A 13,338-nucleotide genomic window follows, 5' to 3' on the forward strand; every position below is an offset into this window, starting at 1 on the left:
CGTCGATGACCTGACAGGTAATCTCCGCGGGGATGACACACGCAGCGGGCCACCTGCTCAGGACCTGGCGACACCGGCGGCACCTCTCCCAGCTGGAGCTGGCCCACCGGGCGCAGGTCTCACCGCGCCATGTCAGCTTCGTGGAGACCGGCCGGTCCCGACCGACCGTGGAGATGGTGCTCCGGCTGTGCGATCAGCTCACGGTCCCGCTGCGCGAGCAGAACCAGGTGCTGCTCGCGGCTGGTCACGCGCCGGCCCATCCGGAGCACCGGCTGGACTCGCCACCGATGGAGCAGGTCAGCGCCGCGATCGACGGCATCCTCGCGGCACACCTGCCCTTTCCCGCGCTGGTCGTAGACCGGCGGTGGGACCTGGTTGCGGCCAACGATGCGCTCTATGGGCTGCTGGACGGTCTGCCCGATCACCTGCTGGTGCCGCCGGTCAACGTCATCCGGTTGAGTGTGGACCCGGTCGGCCTGGCACCCAGGATCGTGAACCTCGACCAGTGGCGCACGCACCTCATCCACCGGCTGCGGCGCGAGCACGATGCCAGCGCAGACCCCGACCTGGCCAATCTGCTCACCGAGGTGGGTGACCTGCCGGCGATGCACACTGCTCCCGCGGAGTCGATGCCGTTGCTCGTGCCCCTGCGGCTGCGAGTGGGTGACGACGTCCTGTCCTTGCTCTCCACGACAACGGTCTTCGGCACGCCTCACGAGGTCACCCTGTCCGAGCTGGCGATCGAGGCCTTCTATCCCGCGGATGATTCGACCCGGAAGCTGTTGCTCCAGGGCTAGCTCAAGGCCGGGTCGTCGCTGCTCAGAGGGTGACCTCGCCCTCCCAGCAGGTCGGCGCGCAGTTCGGCCCGTTGGGCTGGTCGCGGGTGAAGGTGAGATCGCCAGCGTGGTCGACCAAGGCTGCGTCGTCATCGCGCACGGTCAGCGTCACCAGGTGAGTTCCCTCCCAGTCGGCATCCTCGGGGGGAGTCAGATAGATGGTATCGGACGCGGGGTCCAGCACCAGGCCGTCCGCCACCTGACCGTTGACCTCGCCGGCCTCGGAAACCTGCAGAGTCCCGGACTGGCACACGCCGTCGGCGCAGGCCTCGACCTGGTAAGGCACGTCCGGCTGCAGGTCGGCAGCCACGTGGAAGGTCACCAGGTTGCCGCACCCCTCATCGGTGCAGTTGGCACACGAAGGCATGATCGCGGCGGCCAGCGTCAGCACCCCTCCCAGGAGTGGCAGCGCACCGCCGGTCCATCTCATGGCCGCAGAGTATCCAGGATCTTGGCGATCCGCCGGTCACGCGTGTCCTCGGTCTTGGCGTCGGTGACCTGGCGGGCGTGTTCCTTGCGCTTGCTGTAGGAGAGTGCGTCGAAGGCTGCGCGTGCTGTGGGATCAGCCTCGAGGGCCGCGGTCAGCTCCGGCGGCATGTCGACGGTGCGCTCGGCCGTGTCGAGCTCGATGGTCGCGGTGACGTTCTGCCCGATCTCAACGCCGAGGGCGGCGCGAGCTGCCTTGGACAGGCCGATCATGTTCTGGCCGCCCATCCGGGCGACCCGCAGCCGGTGGCTCGTCCCGTCGATCGTGACGACCACTGGCGGGTTCTTCGTCGACCCGAGCTCGGCCACCTGCTCATCGGTGAGCACGATGGCCGTGGCCGGACCCATCGGATCAAGCGTCGCCTGCACGGTCAGCATTTCTGCACCATCAGCATTTCAGCACCGTCAACATCTCGACACAGTAGCGTCCGATGGCGGTAGCCTCCAGGCATGCGCACTCTTGTGGTCAGCGTCATTGCCGATGAGCGGCCCGGCCTCGTCGCCGAGCTCGCGAGCACCGTCGCCGAGCACGGCGGCAACTGGCTGGAGAGCCAGATGGGACGCCTGGCCGGCAAGTTCGCCGGCGCCGTCCTGATCGAGGTCGAGGCCGACCGGGTCGAGGAGCTCACCACTGCACTGCAGGGCCTGAGCGAGATCGGTGTCGTCGATGTCTCCGAGGCAGGCGACGGGTCCGGGCCGACCGCTGAGCCGGTGGGGCTGCACGTCGTTGGTCAGGACCAGCCCGGCATCGTGCGCGAGGTCACCCGCGCCCTCGCCGACCGCGGCCTGAGCATCCAGGAGTTCCACACCTCGACCAGCGACGCCCCGATGACCGGCGACCGGTTGTTCGAGGCCATCGCCGTCGTGGGACTCACCGACGGCTCGGACCTGACCGACCTGCGCTCCTCGCTGGACGAGGTCTCCAGCGAGCTGAGCCTCGACATCCAGCTCGACGACGGTGACGAGGGCCCCGCCTGGGGCGAGGTGCCCGACCCGACCTGAGGAAAGCGCCAGGCCGAGACCGGTCTCACCGAGATGGTGGGCGCCGCGGCCTCACGGCCCCGGCGAGAGTATGCCGAGGTGCAGCGCGCGCAGGACCGCCCGGGTGCGGTCCCTGACACCGAGCTTGGCCAGCAGGGTGGACAGGTGGTTCTTCACCGTCCCCTCGGCCAGGAACAGCGACTCAGCGATCTCGCGGTTGCTGAAACCGCTGGCCAGCAGGCGCAGGATCTCGGTCTCGCGCGGCGTCAGCGGCTCCGGCGTGGGCAGGTGGGCGAAGTCGTCCGGCACGGGCAGGGAGCCCAGGCCCTGGAGCAGGCGCTCGGTGAGCGCGGGCTGCACCAGGGTGCCACCACCGGCGAGGCTGCGGATCGCGCCGACCAGCTCCTCGAGGGTGACGTCCTTGAGCAGATAACCCTTGGCGCCGGCCCGCAACGCCCGCAGCACCAACTCGTCGTCATCAAAGGTGGTGAGCACGAGGGCAGGAACCTGGCTGCCGCGCTCGCGCAACGCCTCCAGGGTGGCGATGCCGTCGCGCCCCGGCATCCGCAGGTCCAGCAGCAGCACGTCGGGGGAGAGCTCCTCCACGAGCGCCAGCGCCTCGTCACCATCGGCGGCGTGCCCGACCACCTCCACCTCGTCGGTGATCGCCAGCAGGCTGTCCAGGCCCTGGCGGATCAGGGTCTGGTCATCGGTGATGACGACCCGGATCATGCGGACACCACCGCGTCGGCCGACGCGTCGACCCGGATCATGCGGGCACGCTCACGCCAACCGGCCCGTCGACCGGCAGCGCAGCTGGCAGTTCGACCAGCACCTTAAAGCCCGGGGAACCCGCAATGTCGAGACGGCCGCCCTGTGCCTCGACGCGCTCCCGGAGCCCGTTGAGCCCGTGCCCCGCAGTGAGCCGATGTGCGCCCCGCCCGTCGTCCCGCGCTTCGAGGCGCACGATTCCGTCGGCGCTGGCCAGGGAGATCCAGAGGTTCTCCGCCTCCGCGTGCCGGATCGTGTTGGTGGTGACCTCCTGCACGGCGCGCACCAGCGTGGTGGAGTGCCCGTCCCCGACGTCGAGGGCCGGGTCGATGTCCAGGTGGACCCGCGGGTGGGGGACCTCCTGGGCCACCCGGGCCAGCGCGCTGGGCAGATCGAAGCTGCGCTCCCGCTCGGTCCCCACCACCGAGCGCACGTCGCCGAGCAGCTCCTTGGCCAGCGTGCGGGCCCGCACCACGTGCTCGCGGGCCGGCCCGTCCACCTGGTGGGTGGCCACCTCGAGCTCCACGGACAGCACGGTCAGCTGGTGGCCCAGCACGTCGTGCAGCTCACGGGAGATCCGCAGCCGCTCCTGCGCCTGACTGGACTCGGCGAGCAGCGCCGAGGTGCTCTGCAGCTCCACGTGCGCGACGGTGACGTCACGCAACGCCTCGGCCACCCGCTCCTGGCTCCACACCATGACCGCGCTGGCGACCTGCAGCAGCGTGTAGAGCATCGTGGCCAGCGCCAGCTCGGGGATCGGCGCGGAACCCTCGACCAGCGGCCCCACCCCCGAGAGCGCAGCCACGATGACCAGCGCATTCCAGGAGATCACGATCGCGATGAGGCGCAGATCCAGGTGGTGGGCGCAGATCGCGGTGCCGAAGACCAGCAGGATCAGGCTCATCCCGCCGGGGTTGGGGGACAGCAGTGCCACCGCGGAGGCAGCCAGGACCGCCGGAGCCACCAGAGCGAGCCGTCCGATCGCAGTCGCAGGAGTGCGCCGGGCGGCGGCCACCCCCAGCAGCACCAAGAACAGCACAAAGATGGCCAACCAGCCGGCGAAGTAGCCCCCCGACGCGCGGTCCCAGACCATGGCCCCCTCCACCGTCCCGACCAGCACGCACACCACCAGCAGGCTCAGCGCGGCCCAGATCTCCATGCTGCCGCGTCGTTCCATGCCACCACCCTATGGACCGGCTCCCGTAGCGGTGAGTGCCAGAAGTCACGGGTCGGATCGGTGACCTCCGGCAGATGTGCCGGGCCCCTCCCACTTCCTAGCGTGGATCCCACGCTGCCGACACGACGCAGCACCCCACTAGAGCAGCCACTAGAGCAGCCACCAAGGAGAGTCCCGTGCCAGTCATCGAGATCGAGGAACTGCGCAAGACGTATGCCGGCAGGCACGTGGTCGACGGCGTGAACCTGACCGTGGAGCCCGGGGAGATCTTCGGGATCCTCGGGCGCAACGGCGCCGGCAAGACCACGACCGTGGAGTGCGCCATCGGGTTGCGCAAGCCCGACGGCGGGCGGGTGCACACCTTCGGCCTCGACCCGCGGGCCGAGCGCGCCCGGGTGCTGCAATCCGTCGGGGTCCAGTTGCAGTCGGCCTATCTGCACATGAGCCTGACCGTCATCGAGCAGGTCCGGCTCTATCGCTCGTTCTATCGCGACGGCCTCGATCCGGACGAGCTCCTGGAGCGCCTGGACCTGCAGCGGTTGCGCACGGCCCGCACGGACCAGCTCTCCGGCGGTGAGCTGCAGCGGTTGAGCATCGCCACCGCGCTGGTCGGCAAACCGCGGCTGGCCGTGCTCGACGAGCTCACCTCCGGGCTGGACTCCGCGGCACGGCGCCAGATGTGGCAGCTGATCGAGGACATGCGGGACGACGGCATCACGATCGTGCTGGTCAGCCACTTCATGGAGGAGGTCGAGCGCCTCGCCGACCGGGTGGCGGTCCTGGACGCCGGGCGGGTCGTGGCGCTGGACACCCCCGCAGGCCTGGTCCGGGCGGCCGGAGGAGACGACGCGGTGCGCTTCCGCGTCCACGGGCCGCTAGAGGCGAGCCTGCTGACCGCCCTGCCGGGCGTCGATGACGTGTCCATCGAGGGCACCTGGGTGCGGGTCTCTGGCCGGGGGGACCTGGTGGGGCAGGTCACGAGCGCTCTGATGAGCCACGGCATACCGGCCACTGACTTCACCACCCGCACGGCGTCGTTGGACGACGCCTTCCTGCAGCTCACCGGCCACGCGCTCGGTGAGCCCGAGCCCCAGCCCGGGCTGGCCTGAGAGGACGATCATGACTGACACGACGACGCTGCCCGAGGCGCGCAGCCTGCCCGCAGCCGGCCGGGCGCAGCTGCTCCTGGCCGAGGCCCGGATGACGATCCGCGACACCTCCGGGCTGATCCTGCCGATCGGCATGCCGCTGCTGATCATGGTGATGAACGGTTTGGGGGGCAGCTCCGACCAGGTCCTGCCCAGCGGGTCCACTGTGATGAACGAGATCCTGATGCCGCTGACCGTCACGATGGTGGTGGCACTGGTGGGCGTGGTGAACATGCCCTCGTTCCTGGCGTCCTATCGCAAGTACGGCGTGCTCAAGCGGCTCGCCGTCACGCCGGCCCGACCGATCACGATCCTGGCGGCCCAGGGGATCGTCAGCCTCGCCCAGGTGCTCATCGGAGTCGCCGTGATGATGGGGGTCGGCATGGCCGCCCTCGGCGTCACCCTGCCCGTCAGCCTGGGGTGGGCCCTGGTCGCCGGGGGTCTGCTGGTTGCCGCGATGTATGCCGTGGGTCTGCTGATCGCGGCCACCGCACCGACGGTGAATGCCGGCCTGGCACTGGGCCTGGGTGCGTTCTTCCTGATGCTCGCCCTCGGCGGCGGCTTCGGCCCCGTCGAGAACTTGCCGGACGTGCTGCGGCAGGCGGGGGAGCTGTTGCCCTATGGCGCTGGCAACGCTGCCCTGTCCGCGGCGTGGATCGGTGAGGCTCCGGCGCTGCAGGACCTGGGTGTCCTCGGTGCCTGGACCGTGGTGGCTGGCGGGCTTGCGGGCCGGCTCTTCCGCTGGACGTGAGCCGCCCAGATCGTCACCTGGTCATCCGGCGTGCCGGTCAGCCGGTCGGAGCGAAGGGCTCGCTCTCCTCGAATGGTCACTGTTCAATGTATAGTCACTGCATGCTGACCATTGCTTCTCGGGTGGACGTGATGAACCGGTTGGGTCGGGCGATGGCCGATGCCACGCGGTCGCGGATCTTGCTGTCGTTGTTGGCTGAGCCGGGGTATCCGGCTCAGCTCGCACGGGACCTGGACCTGTCGCGCACGAACGTGTCGAACCATCTGGCGTGCCTGCGTGGATGCGGGATCGTCGTCGCTGAGCCCGAGGGCAGGAAGACCCGCTACGAGATCTCCGACCCCCACCTCGCCGCCGCTCTGACGGCGCTGGTGGAGGTGACGCTGGCGGTCGATGAGGATGAGCCGTGCATCGACCCGGAGTGCTCAGTTCCGGGTTGCTGTGGTCCCGACGCCGTGGCTTCTGCTGCCGTTGAGGCCGGGGCGGAGGGGGCGCGGTGAGCCGGGAGTGCTGCGGCCCCGAGGTGCCGGTCATCCCCGAGCCGGTGGATGCCTGCTGCGGCCCGTCCGAGCCGACTGGACGCGAGGAGCATGAGGAGGTGCCGCCCTGGTGGCGCGACCGCGCCCTGGCGCTGCCGGTGGTCTCCGGTCTGTTGTGGGTGACCGGCCTCATCCTGGGGTGGGCGGGCCAGCAGGCCCCCGCCCTCATCGTGTTCGCCGTGGGGCTGGCGGCGGGTGCGTGGACGTTCGTGCCCGGCACGATCAAGCGCCTGGTCACCGCCAAGGGGCGGGGGCGGTTGGGTGTTGGCCTGTTGATGACGATCGCCGCGATTGGTGCGGTGCTGCTGGGGCACATCGGCGAGGCTGCGGCGCTGGCGTTCCTGTTCTCCATTGCTGAGACCCTCGAAGACCGTGCGATGGACCGCGCCCAGCAGGGCCTGCGCGCTCTGCTCTCGCTCATCCCCGAGACAGCGCGGGTTGCCCGGCGGGGCGGCGAACAGATGATCCCGGCCGCCGATGTCCGCGTGCTCGATGTTCTCATCGTGGGAGCTGGTGAGCGGGTTGCCACCGACGGCGTGGTGACCTCGGGCCGCTCGTGGGTGGACACTTCGGCGATCACCGGCGAGTCGATCCCCGTCGACGTCGGCCCCGGCGACGAGATGCTGGCCGGCTCGGTCAACGGGTCGGGCACGCTGAACATTGAGGCCACCGCCGATGGGCGCGACAACTCGCTCACGAAGATCGTCCACCTGGTTGAGCAGGCGCACGCCACCAAGGGTGAACGCGCCCGCATGGCCGACCGCATCGCCCGCCCCCTGGTGCCGCTGGTGCTCATCGCTGCCGCGCTGATCGTCGCCTTCGGGTTCCTGGTCGGCGACCCGTCCACCTGGACGGAGCGTGCCCTCGTGGTGCTCGTGGCCGCCTCGCCGTGTGCCCTGGCGATCGCAGTGCCGGTCACCGTGATCTCCGCGATCGGCTCCGCCAGCAAGTTCGGTGTGGTCATCAAGTCCGGTGCCGCGTTTGAACAGCTCGGCACCATCGGCCGGGTTGCGTTCGACAAGACCGGCACCCTCACCCGCAACGAGCCGCGCGTCGTCACGACTCACACCAGCGGAGAGCACACCGAGACCGATGTTCTCGGATTGGCTGCTGCCTTGGAGGCGACCAGCAGCCACCCGCTGGCCGAGGCCATCACTGCCGCGGCGCCGAATAGGCCAGAAGCGACTGACGTGCGCGAACTCCCAGGCCACGGCCTGAGCGGCGTCGTCGATGGCCGCCGGGTGCGAGTCGGCAGCCCCCGCTGGATCGACCCCCAAAGCCTCACCGGGTCGGCCACCGAGCTGTCCGGTCAGGGCATGAGCCTGATCGTCGTCGAGGTCGAAGACCAGGTCATCGGGGTGATCGGCATTCGTGATGAGCTGCGTCCCGAGGCCGCCGAGGCGATTCTCGCCCTGCGCGAGCTGGGACTGTCGACGGTGATGCTGACCGGTGACAACACCCGCACCGCCCACGCGATCGCCGCCCGGGCTGGCATCGATGAGGTGCACGCCGAGCAACTCCCCGAGGACAAGGCCGAGCACATCCGACACTCCACACAGCAGGTGCCGACCGCGATGATCGGTGACGGCATCAATGACGCCCCGGCTCTGGCCTCGGCCACCGTGGGGATCGCGATGGGCGTGACGGGGTCTGCAGCGGCGGTGGAGTCCGCCGACGTCGCCTTCACCGGCAGCGACCTGCGGCTGATCCCAGACGCCTTGGCCCATGCCAAGAGGGGGCGGGCGATCATGACCAGCAATATTGCCCTGGCGCTGGCGATCATCGTGGTGCTGTTCCCGCTGGCGCTTTTCGGGGTGCTCGGCCTCGCCGCGGTCGTGCTGGTGCACGAGGTCGCCGAGGTGATCGTGATCCTCAACGGCGTCCGCGCGTCCCGTTCCAAGCGCCGTGCCCACCCAGTTCATCCGATGGATGCCAGGACGTCGTCCTCGACCGATTCCGTGAACGTCAGCGCCTGATTCGCCGTCGTTGGCGGGCGAGCGCGGTGATGACGTGGGCGGCGTCGCGGTGGACTCCGCGGAGCGTGTTTGATGAGAAGGACCGCTGGAACTCAACCCCGAGGTATCCAAGGCCGGGCTGCACGGTCGAGACGCCCTGCTGGTGCCGGGGCATCCCTGCCTCGTCCAACGCTCTGAGGGAGGTCAGGTAGGGCAGGTGGGGTCGGTAGCCGGTCGCGAAGATGACAGCGTCCACGTCTTCTCGGGTGTCGTCTGGCCAGACCACGCCGTGCGGGGTGAACCTGGCGAACGGGCCTCGCTGTTCCAGCCTCCCGGACTGCAGGGCTGTGCGGTAGGCGCCGGTGTCGATGACTGGTGTGCCTTTGACGATCCGACTCAGCACCCTGGGCGCCAGGAAGTCGGCGCCGGTGCGGGCTAGCCACCAGTGCAGATCACGGCCCGCGATCTTTTGCGGTGCGAACCGGACCCGGTCCCGCACCACCAGTGCCACGCGGGCGGTGTGGCTGAGTTCGTGTGCGACCTGGACCGCGGAGTTGCCAGCCCCGACCACCAGCACCCGTTGCCCGGCGAACGCTTCCGGTGACCGGTAGTCGGCCACGTGCAGCACCTCGCCCGCGAACTCGTCACGGCCAGGCACCTGTGGAGCGTGCGGGTTGGTGAAGGAACCGGTTGCGGCGATGAGCACGTCGCCGGTGACGCGGGCTCCGTCGGCCAGCATCGCGGTGAACCCCTCGCTGGGGTCTGCGGTGACCTGCGTGACGCGGGCGTTCGTGCGGATGTCGACATCGAGCCACATTGCGTAGTCACTCAGGTAGTTCACGACGTCGTCGCGGTGGGGGTAGCCCTCCGCCGGGCCGGGGAAGGGGTAGTCAGGGAAGTTGCTGAACCGGCGCGGTGAGAACAGGTGCAGGCTGTCGTAATAGGCGGGCCAGGACCCGACCGGATGGGGCCCGGCTTCCAGCACGACCGGTTCCCATCCGCGATCCCGCCCAGCGCGTGCGGCGGCGAGACCAGACTGTCCGCCGCCAACAATCAGTAGCCTGCCCAGTGTCATCAGAAGTCCTCTTTGTATCGATGAACATCAATACAAGAAGCCTGACAGCTGCATCGACATGCGTCAATATGTTTCTTCTCTAGCCGTTCAGCAGTGGCGTGAGTGGCGCGAGGGCCGTGGGGACGGCGCTGTAGTAGACCCAGGTCCCGCGGCGCTCACTGTCGATGAGTCCTGCCTCGCGGAGCTTGCGCAGGTGGTGGGAGACGGTCGGCTGAGAGACCCCGAAGTCGCCCAGGTCGCACACGCAGGTCTCCCCGGTGGTGGCCGCGATCCGTGTGTAGAGCCGGAGTCGGACGGGGTCGGCCAGTGCCTTGAGCAGGGCGGCCAACTGTTCGGCCTGCGCTGCCGGCAGGCCCTCGGCGGGCGCACAGCCGGCCGCGCAGGCAGCGGCTGCGGTCAGGTCGATGGCGGGCTCAGTGGTCGTCGGCACCCTTCTATATTGACAACTATCGAAAAAGGTTGCAAGTATGGGCACATCGACAACCATCGAAGCAGAGGAGTTCTCTCGTGGCACCCGCAACCTTGCCCGTGGCCGTCATCGGCGCTGGTCCGATCGGCCTGGCGACAGCCGCCGAGCTGGTCCGGCGAGACCAGGAAGTGATCGTCCTGGAGCAGGGCGAGACCGCAGCGGCAGCGGTGCGCCAGTGGGGGCACGTGCGGTTGTTCTCGCCGTGGTCGGAGTTGACCTCCCCGGCGGCCGTGGCCCTGCTGGAGGGCACGGGATGGGTCCACCCCGACCCGGCGGCCTATCCCACCGGAGCGGAGTGGGTGCATGACTATCTCGATCCGCTGGCGAGCCTCTTGGGCGAGCGGGTGCTGACCGGCCGCCAGGTGACCGGCGTGGCCCGTGCGGAGCGCGACCTGCTCGTGGACTCCGGGCGGGCCGACCAGCCGTTCGTGCTCCACGTCCAGAAGTCGGACGGGTCGACCCAGCGGGTGCAGGCTCGTGCCGTGGTGGACTGCTCCGGGACGTGGGGCTCGCCCAACCCACTCGGCGCCGAGGGATATCCTGCGGCAGGGGAGAGCGCAGCGGCCGACCGGATCCTGTATGGCATGCCCGACGCGGAGGACAACGCGCAGGCCAGGTTTGCTGGCGCGGCCACGGCGGTGGTCGGCTCGGGTGCCTCCGCGCTGACCGCGTTGATCGCGCTCACCTCGGCCCCGTTGCACACCCCGGACTCCCGGGTGGTGTGGGTGGTGCGCCGCGGCGCTGTGGGGAACGCCTTTGGCGGGGGAGAGCTGGATGAGCTGCCGGCCCGTGGGGCCCTGGGCACCCGCGTCCGGGCTGCCGTTGACGCCGGACTGATCGAGGTGGTCACCGGTTTCCGGGTCGCCGCGGTGCAGGAGCAGGAGGCAGGACTCGCCCTGGTCTCCACCGACGGCCAGCGGGTCGAGGGACTCGAGCAGGTCGTGGCGGCCACCGGGTTCCGGCCGGACCTGTCCTTCCTGTCCGAGATCCGTCTCGACCTGGATAACCGGCTGCAGGCACCCACGCTGCTGGCTCCCGGGATCGACCCCAACCTGCACTCCTGCGGATCGGTGGAGCCCCACGGGTTTGACGTGTTGGCCCAGCCCGAGGGTGACCTCTATCTGGCCGGGATGAAGTCCTACGGCCGGGCCCCTTCCTTCCTGGCGATGACCGGCTATGAGCAGGTCCGATCGATCGCCGCGGCACTCGCTGGAGACCTGGACGCAGCCCGGGCCATCGAGTTGACACTGCCCGACACGGGCGTATGCGGAGGTGCCGGTCTGTTTGACGAGGACACCTCAGCCGGTGGTTGCTGTGGCACCACTGCCGGCCCGCAGGAGCTCACCCTGACGGTCCCTGCCCGATGACCGACCAGCAAGTCAGCCGGGCCGTGACGGCCCCGGCGCGCATGTCGACGACAGACAAATACCTGGCGGTGTGGATCGGTGCGGCCATGGTCGCCGGTCTCCTGCTGGGCCGGCTCATCCCCGGCTTGGGTGGCTGGTTGGGGGCCGTCGAGATCGACGGGGTCTCGCTCCCGATCGCGCTCGGGCTGCTGGTGATGATGTACCCCGTGCTGGCCAAGGTCCGCTACGACCGACTCGGCACGGTGACCGGTGATCGCCGGTTGCTGGGCAGCTCGCTCGTGCTGAACTGGATCGTCGGCCCGGCCCTGATGTTCGTCCTGGCGTGGGTCTTCCTGGCCGACCTGCCCGAATACCGCACCGGCCTGATCATCGTCGGCCTGGCACGGTGCATCGCGATGGTCATCATCTGGAACGACATGGCCTGCGGCGACCGGGAGGCTGCCGCGGTCCTGGTCGCGATCAACTCGATCTTCCAGGTCGTCGCCTTCGCTGCGCTGGGCTGGTTCTATCTCTCGATCCTGCCCGGGTGGCTCGGTCTTGATCAGGCCACCCTGGACGTCAGTCCCTGGCAGATCGCCAAGTCGGTGTTGATCTTCCTGGGCATCCCGCTGCTCGCCGGTTATCTGTCCCGGGTCTGGGGAGAGAAGGCCAAGGGGCGCACCTGGTATGAGGAGACGTTCCTGCCCATCGTGAGCCCCTGGGCGCTGCGCGGACTGCTGTTCACCATCGTGCTGCTGTTTGCCCTGCAGGGCGAGCAGATCACCTCCCGCCCCTGGGACGTGGCCCGGATGGCGGTGCCGCTGTTGATCTATTTCGCCCTCATGTGGGGTGTCGGCTTCGCGGTCGGCAAGGGACTGGGTCTGTCCTATGAGCGCACCACCACCCTGGCGTTCACTGCTGCGGGCAACAACTTCGAGCTCGCGATCGCGGTGGCCATCGCGACCTTCGGTGTCACCTCCGGTCAGGCTCTGGCGGGTGTCGTCGGACCGCTCATCGAGGTGCCCGTCCTCGTTGGCCTGGTCTATGTCTCGCTTGCCCTGCGTCGCCGTTTTTTCCCACACCAGGAGGAATCGCATGACCCAACCCCAGCTTCGACCTGAACAGAGGCCTGACGACGCCCCGCCGCACATCGCGACGGTCGTTGAGGACCTGACCTACACATTCGGGGACGCGTTCAGTCACGACCAGGTGCAGCAGGCCGTCGTCACGGCGCACCGGGAGTTGGCCGCGGTGTCCACCGTCCAGGACTTCCTGCCGGTCCTCGTGGCGCGACTGGCCCGCGAACGGCTCACGGCAGCGGCCCAGGCCGACGGTCAGATCGCCAAGGCCGTCCCCGAGTTGTTGTTCGTCTGCGTCCACAATGCCGGTCGCTCTCAGCTCGCGGCCGCCCTGGCGGCCCACCTGGCACCGGGCAAGGTGCATGTCCGCTCAGCTGGCTCCCAGCCCACCGGGGAACTGAACCCCGCTGTCATCGAGGTGCTGGCCGAGCGGGGCATCAGCCTCACCGACGCCTATCCCAAGCCACTGTCCGGAGACGTGGTTCGCGCGGCCGACGTCATCATCACCATGGGGTGCGGCGACGCCTGCCCGATCCTGCCCGGCAAGCGCTATCTGGACTGGGATGTGGCCGACCCAGCCGGCCAGCCGCTCGAAGCGGTCCGTGACATCCGTGACGACGTGCAGCAACGGGTCAGCGCCCTGCTGCGCGACCTCAATCTCTAGCCGCCCCAACAGTATTGCGAGGAGAACTGTGACCAAGCCCAGCGTCCTGTTTGTCTGTGTTCAC

15 protein-coding genes are annotated in these 13,338 nt (G+C 69.2%); 9 read left to right on the forward strand and 6 right to left on the reverse strand.

From position 1 onward, the window contains the following. Positions 1 to 32 precede the first annotated feature (32 nt). Complete coding sequence (locus NF556_RS06025; RefSeq protein WP_252594584.1) at positions 33 to 797, forward strand: helix-turn-helix domain-containing protein; 765 nt, start codon at positions 33 to 35, stop codon at positions 795 to 797. A gap of 22 nt (positions 798 to 819) precedes the next feature. On the opposite strand, the gene NF556_RS06030 is transcribed toward NF556_RS06025, so the two are convergent. Beyond that, positions 820 to 1,266 (reverse strand): hypothetical protein, encoded by a 447-nt coding sequence (locus tag NF556_RS06030; protein ID WP_252594585.1) that lies wholly within the window; start codon positions 1,264 to 1,266, stop codon positions 820 to 822. Next, complete coding sequence (locus NF556_RS06035) at positions 1,263 to 1,700, reverse strand: YdeI/OmpD-associated family protein (protein WP_252594586.1); 438 nt, start codon at positions 1,698 to 1,700, stop codon at positions 1,263 to 1,265. The genes NF556_RS06030 and NF556_RS06035 overlap by 4 nt, the downstream gene beginning before the upstream one ends. 72 nt (positions 1,701 to 1,772) lie before the next feature. Between NF556_RS06035 and NF556_RS06040 the strand changes: the two genes are divergently transcribed. Further along, entirely contained in the window at positions 1,773 to 2,324 is a 552-nt protein-coding gene (locus tag NF556_RS06040) for a glycine cleavage system transcriptional repressor (RefSeq protein ID WP_252594587.1), read from the forward strand. A gap of 51 nt (positions 2,325 to 2,375) precedes the next feature. Here the strand turns inward: NF556_RS06040 and NF556_RS06045 are convergent, their stop codons facing one another. Then, a complete protein-coding gene (locus tag NF556_RS06045; RefSeq protein WP_252594588.1) occupies positions 2,376 to 3,035 on the reverse strand; it encodes a response regulator in 660 nt (219 codons plus the stop codon). A 37-nt stretch (positions 3,036 to 3,072) separates the two neighbouring features. Next, positions 3,073 to 4,251, reverse strand: coding sequence for a sensor histidine kinase (locus tag NF556_RS06050; RefSeq protein ID WP_252594589.1), 1,179 nt, complete (start codon positions 4,249 to 4,251; stop codon positions 3,073 to 3,075). A gap of 176 nt (positions 4,252 to 4,427) precedes the next feature. Here NF556_RS06050 and NF556_RS06055 point away from each other — a divergent pair, with 176 nt between their 5' ends. The 4 genes from NF556_RS06055 (at position 4,428) to NF556_RS06070 (ending at position 8,662) form a co-directional block, all read left to right on the forward strand. After that, the gene (locus tag NF556_RS06055) at positions 4,428 to 5,360 is read left to right on the forward strand and encodes an ABC transporter ATP-binding protein (protein WP_252594590.1); all 933 of its coding nucleotides are present in this window, start codon (positions 4,428 to 4,430) and stop codon (positions 5,358 to 5,360) included. A 10-nt stretch (positions 5,361 to 5,370) separates the two neighbouring features. Further along, entirely contained in the window at positions 5,371 to 6,150 is a 780-nt protein-coding gene (locus NF556_RS06060) for an ABC transporter permease (protein WP_252594591.1), read from the forward strand. Between the two features lie 101 nt (positions 6,151 to 6,251). After that, complete coding sequence (cmtR, locus tag NF556_RS06065; RefSeq protein ID WP_252594592.1) at positions 6,252 to 6,647, forward strand: Cd(II)/Pb(II)-sensing metalloregulatory transcriptional regulator CmtR; 396 nt, start codon at positions 6,252 to 6,254, stop codon at positions 6,645 to 6,647. After that, positions 6,644 to 8,662, forward strand: coding sequence for a heavy metal translocating P-type ATPase (locus NF556_RS06070; protein WP_425607065.1), 2,019 nt, complete (start codon positions 6,644 to 6,646; stop codon positions 8,660 to 8,662). The genes cmtR and NF556_RS06070 overlap by 4 nt, the downstream gene beginning before the upstream one ends. On the opposite strand, the gene NF556_RS06075 is transcribed toward NF556_RS06070, so the two are convergent. After that, on the reverse strand, positions 8,652 to 9,716 hold the full coding sequence (locus NF556_RS06075; protein ID WP_252594593.1) for a flavin-containing monooxygenase: 1,065 nt from the start codon (positions 9,714 to 9,716) through the stop codon (positions 8,652 to 8,654). The genes NF556_RS06070 and NF556_RS06075 overlap by 11 nt on opposite strands. A 79-nt stretch (positions 9,717 to 9,795) precedes the next feature. Then, positions 9,796 to 10,146: an ArsR/SmtB family transcription factor gene (locus NF556_RS06080; RefSeq protein ID WP_252594594.1), complete on the reverse strand. Its 351-nt coding sequence runs from the start codon at positions 10,144 to 10,146 to the stop codon at positions 9,796 to 9,798. A 77-nt stretch (positions 10,147 to 10,223) separates the two neighbouring features. Here NF556_RS06080 and NF556_RS06085 point away from each other — a divergent pair, with 77 nt between their 5' ends. From NF556_RS06085 to NF556_RS06095, 3 genes are read left to right on the forward strand one after another with little or no spacing between them, the layout of a single operon-like run. Further along, positions 10,224 to 11,552 carry an FAD-dependent oxidoreductase gene (locus tag NF556_RS06085; RefSeq protein WP_252594595.1) on the forward strand — a complete coding sequence of 443 codons (1,329 nt, stop codon included), beginning with the start codon at positions 10,224 to 10,226 and terminating at the stop codon, positions 11,550 to 11,552. Continuing rightward, positions 11,549 to 12,652 (forward strand): ACR3 family arsenite efflux transporter, encoded by a 1,104-nt coding sequence (gene arsB / locus NF556_RS06090; protein WP_252594596.1) that lies wholly within the window; start codon positions 11,549 to 11,551, stop codon positions 12,650 to 12,652. The genes NF556_RS06085 and arsB overlap by 4 nt, the downstream gene beginning before the upstream one ends. Beyond that, positions 12,627 to 13,274 (forward strand): arsenate reductase/protein-tyrosine-phosphatase family protein, encoded by a 648-nt coding sequence (locus tag NF556_RS06095; protein WP_252594597.1) that lies wholly within the window; start codon positions 12,627 to 12,629, stop codon positions 13,272 to 13,274. Before arsB ends, NF556_RS06095 begins: the two co-directional genes overlap by 26 nt. Positions 13,275 to 13,338 lie beyond the last annotated feature (64 nt).

This window comes from Ornithinimicrobium faecis, assembly GCF_023923225.1.
Taxonomy (GTDB): domain Bacteria; phylum Actinomycetota; class Actinomycetes; order Actinomycetales; family Dermatophilaceae; genus Ornithinicoccus; species Ornithinicoccus faecis.

Bases quoted from the DNA above. Each gene is read 5' to 3' on its own strand.
- NF556_RS06040 (WP_252594587.1), top strand. From the start codon at position 1,773: ATGCGCACTCTTGTGGTCAGCGTCATTGCCGATGAGCGGCCCGGCCTC.
- NF556_RS06060 (WP_252594591.1), top strand. From the start codon at position 5,371: ATGACTGACACGACGACGCTGCCCGAGGCGCGCAGCCTGCCCGCAGCC.
- NF556_RS06035 (WP_252594586.1), bottom strand. From the start codon at position 1,700: ATGCTGACCGTGCAGGCGACGCTTGATCCGATGGGTCCGGCCACGGCC.
- cmtR (WP_252594592.1), top strand. From the start codon at position 6,252: ATGCTGACCATTGCTTCTCGGGTGGACGTGATGAACCGGTTGGGTCGG.
- arsB (WP_252594596.1), top strand. From the start codon at position 11,549: ATGACCGACCAGCAAGTCAGCCGGGCCGTGACGGCCCCGGCGCGCATG.
- NF556_RS06095 (WP_252594597.1), top strand. From the start codon at position 12,627: ATGACCCAACCCCAGCTTCGACCTGAACAGAGGCCTGACGACGCCCCG.
- NF556_RS06050 (WP_252594589.1), bottom strand. From the start codon at position 4,251: ATGGAACGACGCGGCAGCATGGAGATCTGGGCCGCGCTGAGCCTGCTG.
- NF556_RS06030 (WP_252594585.1), bottom strand. From the start codon at position 1,266: ATGAGATGGACCGGCGGTGCGCTGCCACTCCTGGGAGGGGTGCTGACG.
- NF556_RS06045 (WP_252594588.1), bottom strand. From the start codon at position 3,035: ATGATCCGGGTCGTCATCACCGATGACCAGACCCTGATCCGCCAGGGC.
- NF556_RS06075 (WP_252594593.1), bottom strand. From the start codon at position 9,716: ATGACACTGGGCAGGCTACTGATTGTTGGCGGCGGACAGTCTGGTCTC.
- NF556_RS06025 (WP_252594584.1), top strand. From the start codon at position 33: ATGACACACGCAGCGGGCCACCTGCTCAGGACCTGGCGACACCGGCGG.